Source organism: Lysinibacillus sp. NPDC097214 (assembly GCF_050277945.1).
Classification (GTDB): domain Bacteria; phylum Bacillota; class Bacilli; order Bacillales_A; family Planococcaceae; genus Lysinibacillus; species Lysinibacillus xylanilyticus_B.
In genome coordinates, this window is record NZ_JBNNSS010000001.1 from 19506 (window position 1) to 46146 (window position 26641).

General features: G+C 39.1%; 20 protein-coding genes and 2 pseudogenes. 3 read left to right on the plus strand and 19 right to left on the minus strand.

All coding sequences use genetic code 11. The features are described from left to right. Window positions 1-14 precede the first annotated feature (14 nt). The 10 genes and pseudogenes from ACQKMI_RS00100 to ACQKMI_RS00145 form a co-directional block, all read right to left on the minus strand. Entirely contained in the window at window positions 15-1505 is a 1491-nt protein-coding gene (locus tag ACQKMI_RS00100; protein WP_427486620.1) for a sodium:solute symporter family protein, read from the minus strand. A 3-nt stretch (window positions 1506-1508) separates the two neighbouring features. Continuing rightward, the gene (locus ACQKMI_RS00105) at window positions 1509-1703 is read right to left on the minus strand and encodes a DUF3311 domain-containing protein (RefSeq protein ID WP_427486622.1); all 195 of its coding nucleotides are present in this window, start codon (window positions 1701-1703) and stop codon (window positions 1509-1511) included. A 15-nt stretch (window positions 1704-1718) separates the two neighbouring features. Next, entirely contained in the window at window positions 1719-2927 is a 1209-nt protein-coding gene (locus ACQKMI_RS00110) for a M20 family metallopeptidase (RefSeq protein ID WP_427486623.1), read from the minus strand. A 93-nt stretch (window positions 2928-3020) separates the two neighbouring features. Further along, a pseudogene (locus ACQKMI_RS00115) lies at window positions 3021-4529 on the minus strand (alanine/glycine:cation symporter family protein). Between the two features lie 46 nt (window positions 4530-4575). Next, the gene (locus ACQKMI_RS00120; protein ID WP_427486624.1) at window positions 4576-6018 is read right to left on the minus strand and encodes an aldehyde dehydrogenase family protein; all 1443 of its coding nucleotides are present in this window, start codon (window positions 6016-6018) and stop codon (window positions 4576-4578) included. Next, window positions 6015-7091 (minus strand): homoserine dehydrogenase, encoded by a 1077-nt coding sequence (locus tag ACQKMI_RS00125; protein ID WP_427486625.1) that lies wholly within the window; start codon window positions 7089-7091, stop codon window positions 6015-6017. Before ACQKMI_RS00125 ends, ACQKMI_RS00120 begins: the two co-directional genes overlap by 4 nt. Before the next feature lie 206 nt (window positions 7092-7297). Next, window positions 7298-8518 (minus strand): MFS transporter, encoded by a 1221-nt coding sequence (locus ACQKMI_RS00130; RefSeq protein ID WP_427486626.1) that lies wholly within the window; start codon window positions 8516-8518, stop codon window positions 7298-7300. 367 nt (window positions 8519-8885) lie between these two features. Next, window positions 8886-10289, minus strand: coding sequence for a trans-sulfuration enzyme family protein (locus tag ACQKMI_RS00135; protein WP_427486627.1), 1404 nt, complete (start codon window positions 10287-10289; stop codon window positions 8886-8888). An 842-nt stretch (window positions 10290-11131) separates the two neighbouring features. Then, entirely contained in the window at window positions 11132-11620 is a 489-nt protein-coding gene (locus tag ACQKMI_RS00140; RefSeq protein WP_427486628.1) for a chemotaxis protein CheW, read from the minus strand. Between the two features lie 25 nt (window positions 11621-11645). Further along, window positions 11646-12761 carry a M20/M25/M40 family metallo-hydrolase gene (locus ACQKMI_RS00145; RefSeq protein WP_427486629.1) on the minus strand — a complete coding sequence of 372 codons (1116 nt, stop codon included), beginning with the start codon at window positions 12759-12761 and terminating at the stop codon, window positions 11646-11648. Window positions 12762-13204: 443 nt separating this feature from the next. Between ACQKMI_RS00145 and ACQKMI_RS00150 the strand changes: the two are divergent. Together ACQKMI_RS00150 and ACQKMI_RS00155 are read left to right on the plus strand one after the other, a co-directional pair. Next, window positions 13205-13411 (plus strand): annotated as a pseudogene (locus tag ACQKMI_RS00150) (peptide ABC transporter ATP-binding protein); the annotation flags it as partial. A 218-nt stretch (window positions 13412-13629) separates the two neighbouring features. Continuing rightward, window positions 13630-14076: a hypothetical protein gene (locus tag ACQKMI_RS00155; protein ID WP_427486631.1), complete on the plus strand. Its 447-nt coding sequence runs from the start codon at window positions 13630-13632 to the stop codon at window positions 14074-14076. A gap of 189 nt (window positions 14077-14265) precedes the next feature. Here ACQKMI_RS00155 and ACQKMI_RS00160 read toward each other — a convergent pair whose 3' ends face one another. The 3 genes from ACQKMI_RS00160 to mce all read right to left on the minus strand — a co-directional run bounded on the left by ACQKMI_RS00160 (window position 14266) and on the right by mce (window position 17713). After that, window positions 14266-15231, minus strand: coding sequence for a hypothetical protein (locus ACQKMI_RS00160; protein ID WP_427486633.1), 966 nt, complete (start codon window positions 15229-15231; stop codon window positions 14266-14268). Between the two features lie 515 nt (window positions 15232-15746). Beyond that, a complete protein-coding gene (locus tag ACQKMI_RS00165; RefSeq protein WP_323647024.1) occupies window positions 15747-17294 on the minus strand; it encodes an acyl-CoA carboxylase subunit beta in 1548 nt (515 codons plus the stop codon). Between the two features lie 5 nt (window positions 17295-17299). Further along, the gene (mce, locus tag ACQKMI_RS00170) at window positions 17300-17713 is read right to left on the minus strand and encodes a methylmalonyl-CoA epimerase (RefSeq protein ID WP_427486634.1); all 414 of its coding nucleotides are present in this window, start codon (window positions 17711-17713) and stop codon (window positions 17300-17302) included. A 125-nt stretch (window positions 17714-17838) separates the two neighbouring features. On the opposite strand from mce, the gene prli42 reads away from it, so the two are divergent. After that, entirely contained in the window at window positions 17839-17934 is a 96-nt protein-coding gene (prli42, locus tag ACQKMI_RS00175) for a stressosome-associated protein Prli42 (protein WP_323647026.1), read from the plus strand. A 20-nt stretch (window positions 17935-17954) separates the two neighbouring features. Here prli42 and ACQKMI_RS00180 read toward each other — a convergent pair whose 3' ends face one another. The 6 genes from ACQKMI_RS00180 to ACQKMI_RS00205 all read right to left on the minus strand — a co-directional run bounded on the left by ACQKMI_RS00180 (window position 17955) and on the right by ACQKMI_RS00205 (window position 26547). Further along, window positions 17955-18932, minus strand: coding sequence for an aromatic acid exporter family protein (locus ACQKMI_RS00180; RefSeq protein ID WP_427486635.1), 978 nt, complete (start codon window positions 18930-18932; stop codon window positions 17955-17957). A gap of 569 nt (window positions 18933-19501) precedes the next feature. Next, window positions 19502-19942: a BrxA/BrxB family bacilliredoxin gene (locus tag ACQKMI_RS00185; protein ID WP_323647030.1), complete on the minus strand. Its 441-nt coding sequence runs from the start codon at window positions 19940-19942 to the stop codon at window positions 19502-19504. A gap of 193 nt (window positions 19943-20135) precedes the next feature. Next, complete coding sequence (meaB, locus tag ACQKMI_RS00190) at window positions 20136-21233, minus strand: methylmalonyl Co-A mutase-associated GTPase MeaB (RefSeq protein ID WP_323647031.1); 1098 nt, start codon at window positions 21231-21233, stop codon at window positions 20136-20138. After that, complete coding sequence (scpA, locus tag ACQKMI_RS00195) at window positions 21233-23386, minus strand: methylmalonyl-CoA mutase (RefSeq protein WP_427486636.1); 2154 nt, start codon at window positions 23384-23386, stop codon at window positions 21233-21235. Before scpA ends, meaB begins: the two co-directional genes overlap by 1 nt. Continuing rightward, on the minus strand, window positions 23383-25074 hold the full coding sequence (locus ACQKMI_RS00200; protein WP_427486637.1) for a methylmalonyl-CoA mutase family protein: 1692 nt from the start codon (window positions 25072-25074) through the stop codon (window positions 23383-23385). The genes scpA and ACQKMI_RS00200 overlap by 4 nt, the downstream gene beginning before the upstream one ends. Before the next feature lie 132 nt (window positions 25075-25206). Beyond that, window positions 25207-26547, minus strand: coding sequence for a dihydrolipoamide acetyltransferase family protein (locus ACQKMI_RS00205; protein WP_427486638.1), 1341 nt, complete (start codon window positions 26545-26547; stop codon window positions 25207-25209). Window positions 26548-26641: the final 94 nt, after the last annotated feature.

Sequence of the window (26641 nt, forward strand, 5' to 3'; positions counted from 1 at the left end):
TTCGCAAACTTTGGTTATAACAGTCCCTCCTGTTCATTTGAGCTACTCGATTTTACTTTTACAGGGCTCTTCATAGTAACCGCACTAACAATAACCATAACAATTGTATTAATTAGTAAAGCGATGATACCTACATTTAGATCTTGGATAGGTTGTGGAAGTCCAGGAAACATGGTTGCCATTGTAGTACCCGAAATCGTAACAAATGCTACCACTGCTACTCCTGTCAAGATTCCAATGAACGCTCCCTGCTTCGTAACAAAATTTCTTTTAAATAAACTAAATATAAGGGATGGGAAAAGTTGAGTAACAAGGCTATATCCCATTAATAGCAATGAAACAATTGCAGTCCCGCCTTGGATCGTAAAATATACTGAGATTAGCGTCAGAACAGGAACCAAATACTTGGCTAATTTGGTTATTTGCTCATTTGTAGTGCTAGGGACAAATACCGAATAAATATTTTTGGCAATCAAAGTAGAAGCAGACATTATGATCATAGAGCCTGGTACAATTGCAGTTAATAATCCAGCCGCACCAACTACCCCAACAATCCACGGATCAAAGGTTTGAATAGCAAGCCTTAATAATGAGAGATCTCCTTTCGCCCCTTCTAATCCAGGAACTTGTAAAATGGCTGCAAATCCCACAAAGAAAACGAATAGTAAGACTAGTTGATAGATTGGCATTATGATCGCATTTTTTCGAAATACCTTTTCACTTTTAGCGGAAAAAGCTGAGCCAAAGGAATGAGGCCACATATAAAACCCAAGTACTGATAATATTACAGTGGAAATAAACCAGCTTATGCTCATTCCTTGTTCCGGTAGCACTAGAAATCCTGGTTTATTAGTATTAATCACTTCAAACATATTCTGGAATCCACCATAATAATGAATGGGTAGATAAATCCCAAGAAATGCGACAACTGCAAAAATCATAATGTCTTTAATTACTGCCGTCCAAGCCGAGCCGTGAATACCTGAGATCATCACGTAGACCGTTACAGAAATTGCACCGATCCATACGGCAGCATTTGGCGATATTTGGCCATAGGATGCTTCCGAAACAATAATTCCTAGACCTTTTAGTTGCGTTACCATGTAAGGTATAAGTGCAATTACACCAACAATGGAAACAAGAATACCGAGATATGGGCTTTTATATTTACTGACAAAGAAATCTGGTTGTGAAATTAAATTCTTTTCTTTTGCATATTTCCAAATAGGAGGAAGTAGCCAATAAGATAGGACATACGCTAAGCAACCGTAAGCAATAATATAAAATGCAGGTGCACCCTTTCCATATGCCCAACCACTTCCGCCAAGAAACGTAAATGTAGTATAGAGTTCACCAGCCATCAGAAGAAAGACAAATATCGTGCCAAACCCTCTTCCTCCAACCGTCCATTGTTCAAGACTCATATCCTTCCCTTTTCGTGCCCGTATACCTAGAAAGATAGATATTAGCAAAAAGAATAAAATGATTAAAAGTGCGATGTTCATCGGTTATTCACCTTCCTTATTCGCTATGTCTAATTTATAAACTACTGCCATAATACAAGACGTCAGAAGTGCCCACAGAACAAACCAAAAGAGAATAAATGGCATACCCATTACATATGGTGTTACTCTATTTGAGAAAAAAATCCCCCCTAGTATCCCTATGAAAGGCACTAACGAAAGTACATGAGTTATTTTCATATAAACAACACTCCTTTACTTCTCATTTTCATTGAATTTAGCCAAAAATTTAAAGGTAGACTGAACGAACATTTGAAAACCAATAAATAATGACTCTTCATCAATAGTAAAACGCGGATGATGATGTGGATAAATGATGCCTTTTTCCTTATTTCCTGCACCTACATAGAAGAAACATCCAGGTGCTTTCTGCTGGAAAGCAGAAAAATCTTCAGCAGCCATATTAGGATTCATGAAGTCAATCGCCTCTTCACCGAATACTTCACGCACAGTCTCTTCGATGACCTCGGTAACCTCTTTATCATTGATGACTGGACGATAACAATATTGATAATCAAATTGATAATTAGCACCATGAGCCTCGGTGATTCCTTTTACCACTCTCTCCATAAGGGTTGGAACAATTTCTCTTAGTTGGGCATCGAAACTACGCACAGTTCCACGGATTAAAACAGAGCCCGGGATTACATTAAATGAGTTACCTGCAACAAACTGAGTGATAGAGACAACTAATTTATCCAATGGATCGGTATTTCTTGACACAATATGCTGAAGATTAGTCACAACCTGTGCCGCAACCGCGATAGAATCCACTGTCTGATGTGGGATAGCCGCATGTCCGCCTTTTCCGTTTATAGTAATTGAAAAATAGTCTGGGGCCGCCATCATCTCTCCGTATACTACTCCAACTTTTCCAACCTCAAGTGGAGACCAGAGATGTGCTCCAATGACCAAATCAACGTCATCCATTACACCGGCTTGTACCATCTCCTCTGCCCCTCCCGGAAACAACTCCTCAGCATGTTGGAATAAAAAGCGTACTTCTCCGTTTATTTTATCTTTCATGCCAGCCAGAAATTTAGCTGTACCAAGAAGCATAGCTGTATGCCCATCGTGACCGCACGCATGCATAACGCCGGGAGTTTCGGACACAAAATCAAATGTATTTTCCTCTTGAATTGGAAGCGCATCTATATCTGCTCGTATGGCCATTACTTTTCCAGGTTTATCACCGATTAGACGAGCCATGACACTCGTCTTGGTTGGACGAGATAATTCCAGACCCTCAAAAGTTTGAAGTGTTTCATATATAAACTGAGCTGTTTTTTCTTCATGGAAGGACAGCTCCGGATATTTATGTAAATACCTCCTCCAGCCAATTACCTCCTCTTTGATGTCATCTATAAAACTATTTGCAGTGAGATTTACTATAAGATTTGTCATTTGGATATTCTCCTTTCTAACCTCCTTGGATTAGGAGGGATCTAGGTAATAGGATAAAAATGATTGAACGTCAGTTTCAAACGGATGAAAGTTTCATATTATGTTCACTTCCTCTTTCTCTTCCACCTTCTCTGTCTCCTTCTCTTGCTCTATTGATTTTGACTTGCCGTACCCCTTTGCCCAGAAATCAGCATTCTTAATACCATATTTAGATGAATTGAATTCTGGATCTTTCCCTTCCTTAAGCTGCTCTTCGTAATCCTTTAATGCAATAGCTGCTGGTTTAAATAACAATACAATAGCAATTAAATTCAGCCATACCATAATTCCGAGTCCTATATCCCCCATTGCCCATGCTGTTGTGGCTGCTCTTATTGACCCATAGAAAGTGGAACCTAAAAGGACTAATTTTAGTACAACAAAAGCAATTCCTCTGAATTTCCCACGTACTAGATATGCAAGGTTTGTCTCTGCGATATAGTAAAAAGCATATATGGTCGTGAAGGCAAAGAAGAACAGGGCAATAGCAATAAATCCTGCACCGAATCCTGGTAGGAGGGAATCAACTGCCGCTTGCGTGTAACCAGCTCCCGGTTCAACTCCCGGAAGGTTTTCAATTATTGTTTTTCCCGTTTTCTCATCAATAACATTATATTGACTTGTAAATAAAATCATCATTGCAGTTGCTGTAACAACTAAGAATACATCCAAGTAAATGGAAAATGCCTGTACTAAACCTTGCTTCGCTGGGTGGGATACCTCTTCCGCCGCCGCTGGGTGAGCCCCTGTACCCTGACCGGCTTCATTTGCATATAGACCGCGTTTAACTCCCCACATAATAGCTGAGCCAATAATACCTCCAAACATTCCTTGCGTTCCGAAAGCGCTTTCAAAAATCAGCTCGAATACCTCCGGAATATTTCCAAAATTAATCCCTATTATGATTAGTGCAATTAACAGATAACCAATTGCCATAATAGGAACGATCAACTCTGCAACTCTAGCAATACGCTTAACTCCCCCAAAAATAGTAAAAACAATAAGTGCGACAACGATTAGACCCGTGATTTTTTTGTCAAGGCCGAAAGCGTTATGAAAACCATCTGCAATTGCATTTCCCTGTACACCTGGCAATAAAAAAGCCATAGAAAACAAAGTTGCCACTGCGAAAACCATTGCAAATCATTTCCAGCCAAGTCCCTTTTCAATATAGAATGCAGGTCCACCACGATATCCTTCATCTTGCTTTTCTTTATAGATTTGAGCAAGAGTCGACTCCACATAAGCTGACGCTGCACCGATAAAGGTAATGAACCACATCCAAAAGACGGCACCAGGTCCTCCAAAAGCAATACCTGTTGCGGTTCCAGCGATGTTTCCTACGCCGATACGGCCTGATAAAGACATCATTAATGCCTGGAACGGAGAAACCCCCACATCGGAAGCCTTCCCTGATGTTACCAGTCTAACCATTTCCTTAATGTGACGAATCTGCATGAATCTAGTGCGAAAACTAAAATAAAAACCGCATAAAACAATGAAAACAACCAATACAGGGCTCCACAGCCACCCGTTAACGGTATGAACAATTTGTTCAAACATAAATATCCCCCCTTTAATGCTTTTTTATAATAGATTTCGATAGTGATTAGATAGTGAAACAAGCTACTTTTGGTTCTGTCATTTCCATCAAAGTAAAGGACACACCTTCACGACCCAATCCTGATCCTTTCGTACCACCGAAAGGCATTGCATCCATGCGATAATCCGTACTTTCATTGATCATTACTGCCCCTACATTCAGATCAGCCATGCCTTTAAATGCTGTCTCTAAATTGCGTGTGAAGATGGCAGCTTGCAACCCATAATCTACTGAGTTAGCACGGGTGATAGCATCTTCAAAGTTCGTAAAACTTTCAATAATCGTCACCGGACCGTAAATTTCTTCGTAACATAATCTCGTGTTGTGTACATTTTCAAGAAGAGTTGGTGCATAGAAATTTCCGTTTCTTTTCCCGCCCATTAGGAGATTAGCTCCATTGGCCAATGCTTCATCAACTGATTTTTCCACCCTTTTTGCCGCTTCCTCATTAATAAGTGGTCCCATATCCGTATTTTCATCAAGCTTATCTCCAACCTGATAACTGCCGGAAAAGGTAATAAAGCGCTCCTTGAACAAATCATAAATGTCACTGTGTACCAAAAGACGCTGTACATGTAAGCAGTTTTGGCCAGCTGCCCAGAATGCTCCACTCACACAAGACGGGACTGCCAGATCTAAGTCTGCATCGTTCATTATAATAGTAGGAGCATTGCTCCCTAATTCCATACTGACTTTTTTTAGTCCGGCCATTTTAATAATCTTTTCACCGGTCAATCGTCCACCAGTAAAGGAAACCATGCGAACACGAGAATCTGTAACCAATTTTTCACCGATTTCGCTCCCTATACCGGTAATAACTTGCAATGCCCCTTCAGGAAGTCCAGCATTTATCAACACTTCTGCAAGCATTAGCGCACATAGAGGTGTCTCTTCGTGCGGCTTTAATATGATGGCATTCCCACCGGCAATAGCTGGTCCTATTTTGTGAGCCACTAGATTTAAAGGGTCATTAAATGGCGTGATGGCAAGTATAATCCCCACAGGCTCACGTAAATAGTAACCGACTTTATTTTCTGAGCCAGGAAATTGATCAAACGGTATCGTCTCACCCTTGATCCGTCTAGCTTCTTCTGAAGAAATACGTAAGGTTTCCACACAACGTACAACTTCTTTACGGGCTTCACGAATTGTTTTAATTCCTTCAAGGGCTATAACTCTAGCAAACTCCTCTACTCGATTTTCTAGTTCTTCGGCAGCTTTCCGCAAAATAGAAATTCTCTGATGGATTGGCATAGACCGAGCCCTTTCACTCCCATGAACTGCCGCTTCAAGAGCAAGTTCCACATCATCCAAATTAGCTAACGGTACAGTCCCAACCAACTTGCCATCCTGTGGGTCCCGAATCTCCATATACTCGTCCCTCGATACCCATGCTCCATTCAATAGCATCTTTTTATCCATTATTTCTATGGTTGTCATGTTTATCATATCTTTACCTCTTCTTCAAATTGACCTATGGCCGATCGTGAGTACTCTTTATGAATGGCCATTAAATCAGCTATAATGGCATATCCAGTTTCCATCCTCCCAGCTCCTGGTCCAATAAGAGTGATTTCACCTAGGATATCAGTAGTATAAGTTATTGCATTTGTTGCGCCCTGGATGGATGCAAGTGGATGAGAAATTGGGATTCTCATAGGGCGGACTTCTGCTGTACACCCTTTTGTAGAGCACTCAATTCTTCCAATCAATTTCACACATTCATTCTCTTCTTTTGCTTTCATAATATCTTCAGGCGTTAATTTTGAGATTCCTTTGCGATCGACATCCTGTAACTTGAGAGATTGTTTCATCAGCAAGTTCGCAAGTATGACTACCTTGGCGGCAGCATCGTATCCCTCTACATCACCTGTAGGATCAGCCTCCGCATACCCTAACTCCTGTGCTTCACAAAGCGCTTCAGAATAACTTTTTCCTTCCATCATTCTTGTAATGATGTAATTTGTTGTTCCATTCAAAATCCCTTCAATCTTTGTAATACCTGCTGCTAGCAAGTGTTCTGTTCCAAATAACAGGGTTGGTGTCCCACTCATTACGGTTCCTTCAACTCGAATATACGCGTTGTTTTCTTTAGCCAATTGCATGAGTCTATCATAATGCAAAGCAACAGGCCCTTTGTTCGTAGTAATAACATTCAGACCCCGTCTTAATGCAGTTTCCATATGAGTCAATGCAGGTTCACCAGTTTTTAAATCTGTATAAGCAAGTTCCACAACCGTATCAATATCGGCGTCCTCAATAGTGCGTAAAGCAGACCAGCCAGTATATGGAGCTGGAAGAGTATCCAAAGTGTTTCCGCTTTGAACTGTTTCCAATAGTAAATCTGCATTTAAACCATTAGGATTGTAGATACTTCCTTTAATCGGATCGCTAATAGCAACAATTTGGACATTCAATCCAAGCTCTTCAAGTTCTGCACTTTTACTAGAGATAATCGTTGCCAGCCCTTGCCCTACATTCCCAAAGCCAATTAAGGCTAACTTATGTGTTGTTATTTTCATCAGATTTCACCATCCCATAAAAATATATTTTTCAAATGCTTGATCAAGATAATAATGAAGCTAGAGAGTTTTCTATACCAACAGATAATGTTTGATTACACTCTTCTTGCACAGAGCTTCAAGTTGCCTGTTAGCTACCGAGCATCTAGCTATTAACAGCTTACATAGACATATAACACACAATAATATTCAGAACAAACAGATAATTACACTTGCAATTGATTTACTTCTCCTATGTTTTGCACCTTTTTAACCTCATATTTTTTTAACTGCAACATGGAGATAATCCCCAAAATAGGGCCTATACTTAATGCTGGAAAAACCCATTCCCATGTTGTAAACCTAACCACAAAGGGAATTAAATTGATGGAAATAACTGTGATAAGAAAACCAATTGCCATTTGAAAAGTTAGTGCTGTTCCGACGTATTCGGTATCAGCAAAATTCGATATAATCGCTGAAAATTGAGCGGAGTCAGCGATAATGAATATTCCCCAAATACTTGCTACGGAGATCGTGATCCAAATAGATTGACCAAAAGTAAAGCCAATAATCAGCGAGCAAAAGGCACTGATTGTCATAGCGATGATTGTTAGGTTACTCGGTCCTATATAATCAGCAATCAAACCTCCAAAAATACAACCGATTGAACCGGAAACGCCGATGATTCCGAAGACAGCCAGTGAAGTTGCCCAAGCCGGAAAGGACGGCAATTGTGATTGAAAGCTAGAATTTAAAAAGATGGGAATCCAAGTCCACATGGCATAAAGTTCCCACATATGGCCGAAATAGCCGTAATTAGAGAGCATGACCGGCTTATTGTTAACAACCTTTTTAAGTAATTTAATAGAAAACACGGACCGTTTTGAACTGTTGGGTGCATCCTCTACCACAAAATAAATGATAAAGGCGGCACATAAAGAAAGTATGGAGCTGGCTGTAACAATCAGTCTCCAATCTATTCCGTAAAAAAACACTCTAATTAAATGTGGTAACGACGATCCGAGTGTTACGGCTCCTATCAATGTGCCAATGGCAAATCCTTTCTGATTTTGATACCACTGTGAAATAAATTTTACCGAGATGGGGTAGATTCCAGCCAGAGCGATCCCGATTAAAAAACGCAAAAACACAACTTGTAACGGAGATTGCGCAAAAATAATGCACCCATTTAATAAAGCACCAACAATCGCACAAACGCTAAAAATGCTTCGCGCATTAAATTTATCGGCCAAGCCTAAAGAAGAGCTTACTAATGCCCCTAAAGCAAAACCTACTGGGACTGCCGCAGTAATAAAATTTACAACGAATGAATCGAATTCCCATATTTTCTCTAATTCAGGTATAATCACTGATGTACTAAACCAGAGACTCAGAGCAAACACTTGGGAAACTGACACCCACCAAAGCGTCTTCCATTTTCTCATTAGATCACTCTCCCAAGTTTTTATTTATGCAGCGTTCGCTCCCAGATGGGCAGTTCAATTAAAAAATTAACTTCCCTTAATGCTGAAAAATCTTCGGCCTCCTTTAACCCAATTCGTTCCATCATGATTAATTCAGAAGCTCTTCTTAAAACATGGAAACAACGCATGTCTGCCTTTTTGGGAATAAGGGGACCAACATTGTTTGTTCGTCAAGTTTTCTACCAACCTGATTTCAATGACAGATATAACCACTACCATTACATCTTTTGATTCACAGTTGGTATAGCCTTTTCGATTTTCGGTCCCCTTTGCCTACTAAACTAAGTTCATCTCTCCTATAAGACTTCTTACTAGCAACACAATGACTTTATTGATGCTGAACTTGAGCTTTCGTTTGAATAGCTTTAAATGCCTGATTCAAATCTTCGATAATATCCTCAACATCTTCTATTCCTATAGAAAGGCGGATTAAATTGGAAGGCAATGATGCCAGCTTGCGGCCTTCGTCCCCTTGTTGTCGATGAGTAGAAATAGTAGGAAGTGTAGCAACTGATTTTACACGTCCAAGATCGGTTGCTGTCCAAATAATCTTAAATTGATCCAGTAAATCTCTTGCTGCCTGATGGCCGCCTTTTACATTAAAGCTAAGTAAATAGCCGTAACGATTGATTTCTTCGCCATTTTCATCTGCACTATCGGCCAATTTCATTAAGCTTTTTGCAATGCTGTGACCTGGATGGCTTTCTAGTCCCGGATAGGAAACGCATTCTACCTGGTCAAGACCATTTAAAAATTCAGCTACCTTCATTGCATTATGGCTCATCAAATCAACTCTTGATCGCAAACTTCTTAAATCATTTAAGACAAAGAATGCACTTATAGGTGATAGTGCCGTCCCATGATCTCGCATCGGGTTAAACTTTACATATGTTACAAAATCCTTTTTAATTTCTTCTGATAAAAAGTTACTAACAATATCATTTTTAGAAATGATAGCACCAGCAATCACTGATCCGCTTGCTGCCATTGCCTTACTTACTGAATGGACCACAATATCTGCACCGTGTTCCAATGGCCTAAATAGCGCAGGAGTAGCCAAAGTCGAATCTACTATTACCGCAATCCCCTTTTTATGGGCAATTTCAGAAAGCGCCTTCACATCCGTTAAGTTTAGACTTGGGTTAGCAGGAGTTTCTGCATAGACAAAACGTGTATTTTCGTCCATTTTTTCTTCCCACTCACTGAGATCCAAAGAATCTTTTACCCAACGAATTTCTAAACCTCGTTCTCCTTTGTACCGTTCATTAAAAATGGTAAATGTACCTCCATAACAACGTGCATCGACTACAATATTAGCCCCTTCACAATTTGCTAAAAAAGGATTGGTTGCCATAAATACCGCGGACATTCCGGAACTAGTTAAGACAGCACTGGTCTTTTCCGATAGTTTATATCCTTCAAGCATTGCTATTGTTTCTTCCACATACGTCAGGGTAGGATTCGTAATTCTAGTATAGATCCATGAAGGAATTTGCTGTTCTTGTGCAGCTTCCAAATGATTAGAATTTTCATATTGTTGCGCCGAAGACATGTAAATTGGTTCAATAATGCTTCCGTTATTCTCCAGTGCATCCTCTAAAGAATAAAGACCATGAACAGCAATCGTATCGAATTTCTTTTTCCTCATGTTTTCTCTTTTTTTCTCTACTCGTTCCACTAATTGTTTACCTTTTTCCGCATAATACTGAACATCTTTTTCAATCATAGTCATTTTCCTTTTCCTCCCAGCACGCTGAATTAATAACTTTACAAAACAATTAAAATGCTTTGATTTAATTATTGAAAAGAATTGTATCACGAAATTTTTAGCGGTAATAGCAAATACAGAATATTCTAACAATGTTTTAATTAATCTGAATTCTAATTAATTTTGTTAAATTTTATCGTTCATTTTTCCATTATTATTAATTTGGCTTATTGGTGAAAAAAAAACTTCAAGAGATCCATTAACAAATCGGCAACCCATACTTTTTGATATTTGATACTGGATTTTATTTTCTATTTCAGTCTTCTGTCCAATTTCATACCCTTATTTCCGACGATTTATAACACTGATAAACATTGTGATTTTGTAGTTGCTGGAGGTAAGAAACAAAAATACCCTATAAGATAGACTTTTTTCAAATGTCTATCTTATAGGGTGTAGTTTACTTCGTGTTAGTCTTTTAAATATTTTTGGTTTCTGGATTCTTGTTACCAACATTTCTCTAAGTCTTATTCGATCACATAATAATGCTTTTCTACAACTTCCAAAGTAAAATTGAACACAAGAGCGAGCGAAGCGGCTCATCGGACGGCCCAGGAAGCTTTGCTCTGTGCGAAAGCGCAGCGTCAGCAATTGTTTTATCTGTGCGAAAGCGTAGCGACAGCAACAACAAAGCGCCAGTCGCGACGGAAATCAACCATACGTTTTGTTAATAGTCTTATCGAATATTCATTTTCCTTTTACTGCTTAGGAAAAGAAAGGCAGAATCACAAATTTGTAATTCTGCCTAAAACATCAACTATGATGTGTAAATAATTGTATTGAATTAATTCTTAATTATAAAAAACTCAAGCCTCTACGTTTTCTTCTTCATTTTCAAGCATTTTGTGCAAATAATTAATTATTTCACGTATACCTTCTAATGAATTCACAAGTATTTTCGGGTCAACGTAAGTAATCATACGATTTTCAAGATTTGCCACAGCTGTAAAGTAGCGTGTTTTTGAATAATTGACAAGTCCCATCTGCTTTAATACCGACTCATCAAAATCAAGAATTTCACGAGCTTCTGTAACAAGTAATCCATAATTTACAACATCCGTGTTCAACACAATAATCCGTGCTGTTGCAGCATTAGATGTACGATTATAAAGAATACGCTCAAAATCAAGGACAGGCACAAGCTCGCCTCGAATTCTTGTGAAACCGAGAAGATATTTAGGCAAATGAGGAATCGGCGTTACTTGCTCTAACTTTTCAATCGAAATCGCTTGTTCCACAGGTACTGCATATTCCTCTGTACCACAAGCAAAAACTACTGCCTTTACACTTTCCATACGGTCACATCCTTCGATTCTGTTGTTATTTTTTAGCAGACTCTTTTACGATTTCAACAAGTAAATCTGCTAATTTTTCCAACTCTTCTACTGGGATTTTTTCATTTGTTGTATGAATGTCCTCGTATCCAACAGAAAGATTGACTGTAGGAATGCCAAAACCTGCAATAACATTAGCATCGGAACCTCCGCCTGAAATACCAAGCTTTGGTGTGCGATCGATGTTGTGTGCAGCTGCCATTGCCACTTGAACAACTTTATCTGATTCTGTTACACGGAACCCAGGATACATTAGCTTTACTTCAACCTCAGCTTTTGCTCCTAACGAAGCAGCAACTTGCTCAAACGTCTCCTGCATATGCTGAGTCTGTGCATCTAACTTCGCTTTGTCGATTGAACGGGCTTCTGCAAGAATCGTTACTTCATCACACACAATATTTGTTGCCTGTCCACCCTCAAAGCGTCCAATATTTGCTGTTGTTTCTTCATCTAATCGACCTAGCTTCATTTTTGCAATACATTTAGAAGCAACCGTAATCGCTGAAATTCCTTTTTCTGGAGCAACACCAGCGTGAGCTGTTTTCCCAATTATTTTAACGGAAATTTTCGATTGGAATGGAGCTGCTGTGACAATTCCACCTACTTTGCCATCACTGTCTACTGCAAAGCCATACTTTGCTTTAATTTTAGATGGATCTAACTCTTTAGCGCCAACGAGTCCACTTTCCTCGCCAGCTGTAATAATAAATTCAATATCACCATGTTCAATATTTTGCTCTTTTAAGCGTTTAGCCATTTCAAATAATGCGGCAAGACCAGCTTTGTCATCAGCACCTAAAATAGTTGTACCATCTGACACGATATAGCCATCTTCACGAAGAGATGGTTTAATTCCTTTACCCGGGACAACTGTATCCATATGAGAAGTAAAATAAATTGGTTCGATATCTAATGAACCTTTTAGCGTAGCAAGTATATTACCTGCTCCATGCCCGTTTCGAGTATGTGCATCATCTTGTTCTACTGTAAAACCAAGCGCTGTTAGTTTGTCGATTAAAACCGGCGCAATCACTTGTTCATGTTTTGTTTCTGAATCGATTTGTACGAGCTCAAAAAACTCTTCTACTAAACGACTTGTCATGTTGTAGGACTCCCTTAGTTTACGTGGTTTTCCACGTCATAGTTATCTTCTATATTTTAGCATACTGCTGCGTTTGGGAAAATAAAACGAATACATTGTTTTTGAATTGATGGTTGCAATATCTGCTTCTATTCGATTCGCAAATTATAGACGGGTAAAAGTCCTGATAATTGCTGTTATTAATTCCCTTAAAATAGCATTTATACTATTCTCACTCAATTATATCTAATCATTTAATGTCGATTAGCCCATTAAATTGTCAACAAAACCAATGAATTTTTTAATTAATAAACAATTAACTTCTGGCCCAATTAACACAGAGAGGAAATTTATTAAACTATCAAACGAAAAGAGAGATGAAACTAAATTTTCTGAAAATCACTTTCGTAGTACAGAACATTGTGGTATATTCTCAATTATACTGTCGAATAAAAATATTCAACGTGCTTCAAGTTATGAAAAAGTTAGCAAGTGAAGGAATGGCAATGGTTGTCGTTACACATGAAATGGGATTTGCTCGTGATATAGCAGATCGTGTTGACATTATGGATGGTGGTTACGTCGTGGAAGAAGGCTCACCCGATATTATTTTCACGAACCCAAATGAAGAACGTACAAAGTCATTCTTAAGCAAGATTTTAAATCACTAATAATGTTAGGTGTTTCCCACATAAAGTGAAGGGCTTAGGTGGAAGCACCTTTTTTCAGATTGAAAGGAGCACTTAACGTATACAAAAACGACTGAACAAATTTGGACAGGACGGTTAAATGACAAACATGACCAATCAAGTTTTCATTATCATCAAATCGTACAGGTCAGAACCGTTCATGAAAAATTCACACTGCTCACCTCAGGAAAACGAATCGATTGAAATGTAAATCACCAAGATTTAAAAAATATAATTTATCTATGGTAGTTAGCTTTTTAAGTGAACTATTTTATCATGAAATGGAAAATTACGTTAAAGTATTTTATAGATCATTAACGTCAATTGGAGAGAGCGGTGACTTGAAGAAAAAAATTATAATTATTGTTTCTTCGTTGGCTGTAATTATATTGTTGCATTCAACGCCAAGTATGGCATTAAGAACACATATATTTTTTATTGGTTATCCAAAAGCCGCAATTTCTTCAGGAATTATTGAAGATAAAGAACATAATGAAGTAGATAAAGATAAATTTGCTGAATTAAATGCCAAAGCATACACTCTAACAAATCCTCCAATAGAAAAAGCTACTCAGGGCGAATTAAGAAACTTTCTTGTGAGGAAATTTGGCTTTTTACATTTTGCAGAATACTACGGTGATACTTAATAACCTTCGTCAGCCAAACGGAGGCGGCTTTACACAAAAAACGCTCAGATTACTGAGCGTTTTTTTCTGCCGTTTATGCTACTAAATTACTGTTAAAATAAGTGTCAATTAGGTTGTTATTTACTTTACTTTTAGTGTTTTTCTCCCGATCAACCGAACCCGTAAAAAGAGGGAGATTCTTTTCACAGGTTACTTTATATTTACGTTTTGAAAGATCGTTTCTTTTTCTTTTTGCAGAGACTGCAAATAATCATCTGCCTTGTTATGTTTATCCTGTAGACGCAAAATTGTATTATGTACATCATCCTGTACACGAGAGACCTGATCTCTTGCAGTGGATATTTTAGAATGGACAGACCAAGCTGAAAAAATATCATCAAAGAAATAGTCCGCAAATTTTACGAATCCATCTGTTTCAATCTGTAATGATTTCGTTGACATCTCATGTACATCCAGCAATTCGTTATGGAAGCGTTGTAACGCAATTTGAGCATTGTGAAGATAATTTTCGGTTTTATCCAGTGCATCATGCTTTAAATGTGTAACAAAGAATCCTCCACCAAAAAACGTATCCCAAGTTGAATATCCATTTGCGGAATGCAAGGACTCTGCTGCTTGTCCAAGCTCAGTAATTGCTGTTTCACCAGCCGCTTCTGCTTCCTTTATTTCTATCATTAGTTGTTTTGTTAACATTTCTTCATGCGCTAATTGTTCAAGCCTTTTTGCCTGTTCAGGCTCATGGATTTGTAAGTAGCCTTTCTTTTTAGCATTTAATTGGCTTAAAGCTCCTTGTAACTCTTGTTCATTAATTTGAGAAATTTTGGTGTTGATTTGCCCCAAATCATGCGTCAAATCAACATCCATCTTCCTCGCTTCATTTATTTTTAATTCAAGAATGGCCGCTTTATCAATTTTTTCTGCACGTAGCTCATCTTGTTGTCCTGTCCACGTACGAATCATATTCATAAAAGAAAAGCCTTCTAACTTATCGAGTCTCAAACGAATTTGATTGAGTGCATTAGAATGTTTGTAAATTTCCTGTTGGGCATGCTCGATTTGCTGTTCAATTAAAACCTTTTGTTCACTTAATTTACTGGCAGTTCTTAATTGTGCATGAATCATTTCTTGCTCTTTTTGTAATTGTTTCCATTCCATTCATCTCAACTCCTCTTACCTATATGTACGGATGAAATGAAAATATGTTTCAATTTTCTGTCTCATCTCCATAACGTGTGGTTGATTTCCGTTCCGACTGAGCGCTTTGTTGCTGACGCTGCGCTTTCGCACAGGTAAAACATTTGTAGCTGCCGCTTTGCTTTCGCTACAGAAAATATTTGTTGTTGCTGTCGCTACGGTTTCGCACAGAGCAAAGCTTCCTGGGGGCGTCCAATGTGCCGCTTGGGCCAACACGATGTTGGTCACGAAGGCGTTATCACAGGATGTGATGCACTTAGCCTTCGTTCCCCTACTTGCTCGCTCCAGGGTCTCATCTTTGACGCTGTGAACTGACCCCAAGGAGTAGCCCAGCCTTCACTCCAATCAACTGATATACACGGCATATTATCCTCAACTATTGGTGATGAGCCAATTATCTGTCATTTTCGTATCAAATTAATTCAAGTCTAAAAGAAAAGCCTAGTAATCGAATGACTACTAGGCTTGTACAATTTTTATAGAGGAATGTTTCCGTGCTTTTTCTCTGGACGTGTTTCGTGTTTGTTTGCTAACATATCTAGCCCTTGAATTAGCTTAATACGCGTATCACGTGGATCGATAACATCGTCTACCATACCGCGAGATGCCGCAACGTATGGGTTTGCGAATTTTTCTTTATACTCTTCGATTTTCGCTGCACGTGTTGCTTCTGGATCTTCTGATTTTGCAATTTCTCGCGCGAAGATAATATTAGCTGCACCTGCCGCACCCATAACAGCAATTTCTGCGTTAGGCCAAGCAAATACTAAATCAGCCCCAATTGATTTAGAGTTAAGCGCAACGTATGCACCGCCGTAAGCTTTACGTAGAATCACTGTAATTTTTGGTACAGTTGCTTCTGAGTATGCGTAAAGGATTTTCGCTCCGTGACGGATGATACCACCATGCTCTTGTTTAACACCTGGGAAGAAACCAGAAACGTCTTCAAATGTGATGATTGGTATATTATAAGCATCACAAGTACGAATGAAACGTGCAGCCTTGTCTGAAGAATCAATATCTAACCCACCAGCTAATACTTTAGGTTGGTTACATACAAGACCAACTGATTCTCCAGCAATACGCGCAAAACCAACTACTACGTTTTTCGCAAATTCTGAATGAACTTCCATAAATGAGCCTTCGTCCACTATTTGCTCGACTACTTTGCGTACATCATAAGGACGAGTTGTTTCGATTGGTACAGCATCCACGATTTCTGGACGATAGTCATCACCCTCTGGACGTGCCTGACGTGGAGCTTTTTCTTTATTATTTTGTGGTAAGTAGCTTAATAGTTTCTTAATTTCATTAATAGCTTCTTCTTCAGATGGTGCGCGGAAGTGTGCGTTACCACTTACAGCGTTGTTTACTTTAGAACCACCTAAATCTTCAGCAGAGATTTGTTCACCTGTAACCGTTTCGATAACTTTAGGTCCTGTAATAAACATTTGAGATGTTTTATCAACCATTAGAATGAAGTCTGTAATTGCTGGAGAATATACCGCCCCACCAGCACATGGTCCCATGATAACTGAGATTTGCGGAATTACCCCAGAGTAGATTGCATTACGATAGAAAATATGTCCATAACCATCAAGTGAAAGTACACCCTCTTGAATACGAGCACCACCTGAATCATTAATACCGATAAATGGTGTACCATTTTTTGCAGCTAGATCCATTACTGTTGCCATTTTTTTTGCATGCATTTCACCAAGCGCGCCACCAAATACTGTGAAATCTTGAGAGAATAAGTATACTGGACGTCCATTAATTTTACCGAAACCAGTTACTACTCCGTCACCAGGACCTTCCATCTTGTCCATGCCGAAGTCTACTGTACGGTGTGTAATGAATGGGTTGATCTCGAAAAATGTACCTTCGTCTAGTAATAATTCAATACGCTCACGAGCAGTTAATTTGCCTTTATCATGTTGCTTCTCGATGCGCTCATAGCCGCCACCAAGTTCAATTACTGTCTTACGGTCATACAAGTCATTAATTTTGTCGAACATATCCATACTGATCACTTATCCCCTTTTCCACTTTTATCGCATAATTCATATAACACACCAAAAGATGATTTCGGATGCATGAAAGCAACTTCTGCACCACCAGCACCTGGTCCTGGCTCTTCCGATAAAAGACGTACGCCTTTTTCACGAAGCTCTGCCATACGCTCACGAATCCCTGTTACACCGAAAGCTACATGGTGAATACCTTCTCCACGTTTTTCGATATATCCATGAATAGTACTTTTTTCACTCATCGGTTCTAATAACTCAATTTTTACATTACCCGCATCTATGAATGCAACACGAACCTGTTGAGATTCTACTTCTTCCACTTTTAGCAGCTTTAAGCCTAAAGTTTCTGTATAATATGTAATGCGTTCATCAAGATTGCGGACCGCAATCCCAATATGATCTACTTTCTCCATGGTGACATCTCCTTCTGTTATGGTACATAATCTATTTTACAGACTTTTTCGTCAAAACTCTACTACTTGAGAAATTTTTCAGATTTGCTAAACTATTTATAAGAAAAGAAGGAGCGAACGAGCATATGAGTAATAAAAAATTTCAAAAAATCGTAGTTTATACTATGGTCGCAATCATGGTAATTTCAACTCTAGCATTCGGCTTATCGATGATAGTTTAATGAAAGGCTAGGCGTCCGCATTACTGCGGGCGCTTTTTCTTTACCTTTAATCCCTTAAAAGACTGCTTTATTTCTAAATATCGATCCATTTCCTCAATAAATTGATAAAGTGCCGCTTGTGCTAAAAATTGCTCATGATTTTTCGGCAATGGTAATTGGGCGAAATCTATCTTTACTTGCTCTAATTTCTCTCTAAAATGACTAGCCGTATTACCTGAATGAACATGTTCACCGAGGTCTTGTAAAAAGTCAGCAACGATCACAGCCTCTTGTACTATAACAGGAAGCGCCGTTATTTTTGGAAGAACCCTATCAATAATTTCTAGCTGCTGTTCACGCATATCAAAATACACGTAGTAGTCATTTTCTCGTCTCGTAAAATGATTTTCAACATCTTTAAACGCTAGGGATTTCGCACTATTTAATGCTTTAATCGCTTCAATAATTTCCTGCCCATCCCACAAAGTATCGCCTTCTCTTAAATAGTTGGCAATTTCTAAAAAAATCTTACTGTAAAGTTCCTCAATTTTAACTCGATAGTAATTTAATTCCTTTTGAATGTCTGGCATATACATATTTATAGCTATTCCCGTACCATAACCAATTGCCATTAATGCGAATTCATTATAAACAAGTGCCAATGAAAAGCTTTTAGCTGCATAAATATGCATGATAATAACTGCACTAGAGACAAAGCCATCCGCTACCCTTAATGACACAATTGTTGGTATAAAAATAATCAGCATACCTGCTAAGGTAAGCGGATGATAGGAAAATAGCTCAAAGCTCAAAAATGCATAAAGCATACCGATAATACTTGCGACGAATCGTGTATACGCAGCATGAAGAGATTTTTTCTTCGTTGGCTGTACACATAATATTGTTAGAATACCAGCAGATGCATAAGAAGCTAATTCAAAGTATTGGGCAATGGCAATAGCGATTGCTGCACCAAATGCCGTTTTTAATGTACGATAGCCGATTGAAAACTTCTTCAAGTCGACTGCCTCCTATCTTTTAGTACTCTAATTTTACAAACGTGTTGATTAGCTATATTTCACAAACATAGGCTCATACCATAATGTGTGGTTGATTTCCGTTCCGGCTGGGCGCTTTCCTGGGGGCGTCCGATGAGCCGCTTCACTCGCGTTGCTCGCTCCAGGGTCTCATCTGTGACGCTGATCCCCAAGGAGTCGCCCATCCTCCACTACAATCAACAATATTCATTGAATACGTTTCACAAATGTCATCAACAACTTTTGGCGATGAGCAACAATTGAAGTAGTCCAAGAAAAATAAAGGATTTCACCACAAATAATGCACAATATCGCTAATCAACACACCTGTTAATTTTATTCATTTTAAACTTTAGATTATTCATTTAGCCAATATTTCAAATATTCCGAACATCAATTGACTAAAATGTTGAAAATAAAAGAAAGTTATCAATAACGTCATGCTAACCGGGATCAATTAGCATGGCTATGTAGTAAGCGCCCGCAGATATTTTGTAGCTGCGGGGCTTCCTACTTATAGAATAACGTCACTTTTAACTCTATGAATAAAATTAAAGTTCGTCGCAGTATTCCTCAAAGTTTGCTTGTAAGTTTGTTACTACTGACATTGGGTCATGCCCTTCAATTTCATAGCGTCCAACTTCTGCTACTACTTGTCCATCTTTTAATAACACAAATGATGGAGAGGATGGTATATGATCTTCTCCGAAGTGATAACGAGCAGCTGCAGTTGCTTCTTTATCTTGACCAGCAAACACCGTTACAAGATGGTCTGGACGTTTATCGTAATGTACGCATTGTGCTGCTGATGGACGTGCGATACCTCCTGCACAGCCGCATACTGAGTTTACCATGACTAATGTTATACCTGGACGAGCAAACGCCTCTTCAACAGCTTCTGGTGTGCGAAGCTGCTCATAACCTGCAGCCTCAATTTCTGCACGTGCTGTTTTTAAAATTTCTTGCATAAATAAATCGTAATCCATATTCATATAGCGATAGCTCCTTTCAAGTTCGCGTCATCATCATCAATTATGCCTCGGCATAATTACTTCTAGAGGCTTTAACTTCTTTCAGCTGAATGAAGTTAAACTTACTAGCTTTAGATATTCGACGCTCATACATCTCCTATCATAGCAGTTAGTGACGAATTTGTGCACCTACTTGCTCATATATTAGATGATATTATTTCTGTGATTGTTCATCGCTAAATAAACGATCTACACCTTGCGTAACTGTCAACTGTCCATTTAAAATTTGACGTTCTAGAAGTTGCACTTGTGCTTTACGTTCTGGATTACCATAAAACATATCGATTAAATGGTCGGTAATCATCGATTGGAACCAATCTCTCGTCTGATTTTGACGTCTGATTGACCAGTAATTATTTGCCTCAACAATTTGTCTGAACTCCCCTATTGTATTCCAGACTTTATCGAGACCACGTTTTTCCCACGAGCTTACCGGCATTGCTGTGGACATCCAACCTGGAGTTGCAGGCTGTAAGAAATGTAAAATTTGCTTGTACTCGGATACCGTTTTTTTAGCCAGACGAACATTATCACCATCAGCCTTATGAACAACGATGGCATCCGCTAACTCCATAATGCCCTTCTTCATGCCTTGTAGCTCGTCTCCGGCACCTGTTAAAACTAACAGTAAGAAGAAATCAACCATCCCTCGGACATACGTTTCACTTTGTCCAACACCAACTGTTTCTATTAAAATGACATCATAACCAGCCGCTTCACAAACAAGCATCGTTTCACGTGTCTTTTTATGAACACCCCCTAGGGTACCAGCTGATGGAGAGGGACGAACAAATGCATTCGGCTTTTTCACGAGCTCCTCCATTCGTGTTTTATCGCCTAAAATACTTCCTCCTGATAAAGAAGAGCTTGGATCAATCGCAAGGACTGCCACTTTTTTCCCCAACTCACAAAGCATCGTTCCGAAAGCCTCAATGAACGAACTCTTTCCTGCACCAGGCACGCCTGTTATCCCAATACGGACACTGTTTCCTGTATGTGGTAGAAGCTCTTGTAGGAGTTCTTGTGCTTGCACTTTATGTGTTGCATTTGAACTTTCAATGAGTGTAATAGCTTTTGACAAGTGTGTACGAGAGCTTGCACGTACTTCTTGTGCAAGCTCCTGTATGTTTAAATTGTCTGCTTTTTTCTTTCGGAATTTTTTCGGTGTACCATATTGCATTCCGTCGTGAGTTGCCTCTACTCCGTCCATAACAAATAGCGCACTTTCAGGCATTCCTTTGTTTTTGTCCATTATTCAGACACTTCCTCATAGCCTAAACGTTTGTAAATCTCTTCAATAATCTTCTGTGCCGATACAGGAATAACTGTACCTGGTCCAAAAATCGCGACTGCACCAGCGTCATAAAGGAAGTCATAATCTTGTGCTGGAATAACACCACCAACAATAATAATGATATCTTCGCGACCCAGTTTTTCTAACTCTGCTACTAATTCAGGAACTAGCGTTTTATGACCAGCTGCCAAGGAAGATACACCAATAACATGAACATCGTTTTCTACAGCCATTTGAGCTGCTTCAGCAGGTGTCATAAATAATGGTGAAATATCTACGTCAAAGCCTAAGTCTGCATAGCCTGTTGCCACAACTTTTGCACCACGGTCATGTCCATCTTGTCCCATTTTCGCTACTAAAATACGTGGGCGACGACCTTCATTTTCAAGGAACTCCTCTGTCATTTGTTTCACTTCTGCAATTTGTTCTTCATCTGAGAAGTTTGCAGAGTAAACACCAGAAATGGAACGAATTACTGCCTTATGACGACCTGAAACAACTTCGATTGCATCGGAAATTTCTCCTAATGAAGCACGAGCACGGGCAGCATCTACTGCAATCGCTAATAAGTTTTCGTCTCCATCTTGCGCCGCTTTTGTTAATCGAGCTAGATGTTTTTGTACTTCTGCTTCATCACGCGCCGCCTTCATGGCTTCTAAACGTTCAATTTGCTTTTGACGAACTAATGTATTATCAATGTCAAGAATGTCGATAGGTTCTTCTTTTTCTAAACGATATTTGTTTACGCCAACGATTGTTTCTGTTTTAGAGTCGATTTTCGCTTGACGTTTTGCCGCAGCCTCTTCGACTTTCATTTTTGGAAGACCTGTTTCAATCGCTTTCGCCATACCACCAAGCTCTTCAATTTCTTCAATTAAGGCCCATGCAGATTTTGTAATCTCGTCTGTTAATTTTTCCACATAGTACGAACCGCCCCATGGGTCAATAACTTTCGTCATAGCCGTTTCTTCTTGTAAGAACAACTGAGTATTACGTGCAATACGCGCAGAGAAATCAGTTGGTAGCGCAATCGCTTCATCAAGTGCATTTGTATGCAGAGATTGTGTATGCCCCATTGAAGACGCATTTGCTTCGATTAATGTACGTGTCACATTGTTAAATGGATCTTGCTCTGTTAAAGACCAACCAGATGTTTGTGAGTGTGTACGAAGTGCTAATGTCTTAGGGTTTTTCGGATTAAACGTTGACATCATTTGTGACCAAATTCGACGTGCAGCACGCATTTTTGCAACTTCCATGTAATAGTTCATACCGATTGCCCAGAAGAATGATAAACGTGGTGCAAAGGCATCAATATCGATTCCAGCTTTAAGCCCTGTACGAACATATTCAAGACCATCTGCTAATGTATAAGCAAGCTCAATGTCATTTGTTGCTCCAGCTTCTTGAATATGGTAACCGGAAATCGAAATAGAGTTAAATTTCGGCATATATTTCGCTGTATATTCAAAAATATCTGCAATAATTTTCATAGACATTGCCGGTGGATAAATATATGTGTTACGAACCATGTATTCTTTTAAAATATCGTTTTGAATCGTACCAGCTAATTGGTCTGGTGTAACGCCCTGCTCTTCGGCAGCAACGATATAAAATGCAAGAACTGGTAATACAGCACCATTCATTGTCATAGAAACTGACATTTGATCTAAAGGAATTTGGTCAAATAAGATTTTCATATCTTCTACAGAATCAATCGCTACGCCGGCTTTACCAACATCCCCTGTTACACGCGGATGGTCTGAGTCATAGCCACGGTGAGTTGCTAAGTCAAAGGCAACAGAAAGACCTTTTTGACCCATTGCTAAATTACGTTTGTAGAATGCATTTGATTCTTCAGCTGTTGAGAAACCAGCATATTGGCGAACAGTCCAAGGGCGCGCTACATACATAGTAGGGTATGGACCACGCGTATTTGGCGCAATACCTGCTACATCATTTAAATGCTTTGCCTCTTTAATATCTTCTTTTGTGTATATATCTTTAATTTCGATTCCTTCATTTGTCATGAATTTTTCTTCTGACGCATGAGGTGCTTCTGCTGCTAAAACTTTTTCGATTTCAACTGCACTAAAATTTGGCTTGCTCATCGTTGGACCTCCTTCATGCTAGCGAACACTGAATTTAATTTTTCGATGATGTTCTGTCCTGCGAAAATAAAGCCGTTTAAGCCATTTTTTAACCAAGCTTCTTCTTCGTCTTTAAATTTACCTGCAACGTCAACAATTACGTTTACTCGTTTACCAGCTAAGATGGCTGGTACTAATTCTTTTGTATCGTCATCATTACCTGCAATGACCACATATGTTGCTTCTGTAGCATTTAACCAAGCTAATGCTTCTTCAGCTGTAGCAATTGGTTCACTTTTTTCTGGTACTAGACCTACAGTATTTAAGAAACCAGATACGAAATCAGCTCGTGGTTTTGAGCTTTTTAGTGTACCTAATGCTAAGATTCCCGTTTTCACATTGGCTGCTGTCATTTCCGCACGTAATTGCTCAAAAGGTTTAGCAATGCGCTTAATTTCTGCAAATGCTGGGTTTGTTGCGCTTTCAAGTACATCTGCTGGATTGGCATAAATATTCGTACCGATCAGTGATTGCTTTCGTGTTTGTACCGCTTTGATACGGGCTTGATAGGATTTTTCTAGTTCCTCCGCAAGCTTTCCAGATGCAGTGTAAGCGTCGATGCCTCCAGCTGCTTCAATTTCTAAGAATAATGCCCAAGCTTCTTTCACAAAATCTGCTGTTAATGACTCAATAAAGTAAGAGCCACCAGCTGGATCTATAACTTTTAAAACATTTGTTTCTTCTTTTAAGATTAAAGATACATTTCGTGCAATACGAACCGATTGATCTGTTGGTTTCGTTAATGCATCATGAGGGTGAACTGTAAAGATATCCGCACCACCAATTAAGCCAGAAAGAGCTTCATTCGCAGAACGTAATAAGTTTACATAAACATCTAGCTTCGAGAAGCTTCTTAACGATGTTTCGGCAAGCGTTGGGACTTTTACGCAATTAGTTACTCCATATGCAGATGAGAACGCTTTCCAAAGTACTTTAAAAGCACGAAGTTTGGCAATCTCTGTAAAGAACTGTGTATCTACTGCAAATGATACATAAAATTTCTTCGCGAATGCTTCAAAGCTTTCTTCTTGATTTGCGTATTTTGCGGCTAACGCAAGTGCATATGCTAACTCTTGTACTGCGTTGGCTCCTTCATTATGATAAACCGTTGTGTCCGCACCGATTGAGCGCACGCTCGGGAAATTATTTAAAGAGATAGGATTTTTCGATACGATGAAACCTTTTACAGCTTCTCGCTGATCAACTGCTATTTTGTCGAATACTGCTAATAATGGGTCATTTGAATTTTCAACCGTCATTTTAAACGAATATTCAGAGAAATAAGTCGCTAATTGTGCCACTACTTCTTCAGTCCATTCAAAATTCACACGGCTATCAACTGTTACTACTTCATTGCCTCGAGCTAAGCTATCATCAAGCTGTGCGAAAAATGCATCGCTTGTTTCAGCATATATTTGCTGTGCCACTCGAAATGCTTCGTTATTTTGTAGGGAACGGATCGTAGCAACTTGTTTATCAAGTTCTTCTCCAAGTTTTGCTACTAAACTTTCTTGGGTGTAAAGAGGTTCTAATGTAATACCTTCACTCGTTTTCGTTAAAAGAGACTCGAATGGTTTCCCTTTTAAAGCCTTGATTGCTGCATCTTGCCATTCTGAATAGGACGGCTTTTCAAATTCAATATTTTTCATCTGGTTTGACATGCGGACGCTTAATCAGCTTCCCCCCTTAGTAGTTTCTATTTGTTATTCTACATGACAAATTGCGACTCGCAAAGCAAAAAAAAATCGGAAACCGTTATATAACAGGCTTCCGACAAGTCATCAGTAGACTGACGTTGAAGATTTATTTGTATTTTCGAGTATTTCTTTAACCCTATTTAGGAATTTACCACAAACAAGTCCGTCAAGAACTCGATGATCTAAAGATAAACATAAATTCACAATATCTCGTGCTGCGAACATTCCACCAGGTAAAATAACTGGTTTTTTTACAATACTTTCCACTTGGAGAATGGCCGCTTGTGGGTAATTAATGATCCCCATCGATTGAACAGAGCCGAATGCACCCGTATTATTAACCGTAAATGTACCACCTTTTATATCGTCCATCGACAGTTTTCCGGCACGAACTTTCACTGCAAGCTCATTAATTTCCTTCGCAATGCCTTTAATCGATTTTTCATCAGCGTGTTTTATAACAGGAACAAATAATGCATCCTCTGTTGCGACTGCAATGGAGATATTGATGTCATGCTTTTGAATAATTTTGTCCTCTGCCCACATAGAATTCATCATCGGGAATTCCTTTAGCGCTTGAGCAACAGCTTTTACAAAGAAAGCAAAATACGTAATATTAAAGCCTTCTTTTTGCTTAAATTCAGTCTTCATGCTATCACGATATGCTACTAAATCTGTAACATCCACTTCCATCATCATCCATGCATGTGGCACTTCATGAACGCTTCGTACCATATTATTAGCGATAGCACGGCGCACTTTCGTTACTGGAATTTCTATATCGCCTGGTTGCATTGGTTGTGTAGGTGTGGCCGCTTTAGTATTGTCCTGTGATGCAGGCTCTACCGGTGCTGATTGTGGAACAGCAACATCGACTGCAGGTGATGTTTCAACAAGAGAAGTTGGCACATTTCCTGTTTCAATCAGTTTCATTAGGTCTTTTCTTGTAATACGTCCACCTTCACCAGTACCTGTGATTTGATCAAGGGCAATTTCATACTCTTGTGCAAGTCGAAGAACAGCTGGTGAATAGCGCACTTTATCCTGGCGAACTGTCTTTTCCGATGCTCTTGTAGCTGTAGTTGGTTGCTGCGTCTCCTGTTTCTTTTGTACACCTGCATTTAAAATTGCCGTACTTACCGCTGATTTTTTCGGTGGAGGCGGTGCAGGTAACTCACTGTCACCTGCTATTTCAACAGAACAAACGACTGCACCAACCGGTAACGTTTGCCCTTCCTCTGCAAGTAGCTCTGATATGACTCCTTCAAAAGAAGACGGGATTTCTGCATTTACTTTATCTGTTACAACTTCTGCTAGTGGATCATATTTTTTTACTGTATCACCTGGCTTGACAAGCCATTTTTCAATCGTACCTTCTGTTACACTTTCGCCGAGCTGTGGCATTGTAATATTTTGAATAGCCATTATCTATTCCCCCCATCAATTATGCCTAGGTGTAATTGTATCTATCAAATTACTATCATATTACTTCCAGTCAATACTCTTTTTTAGAAATAAA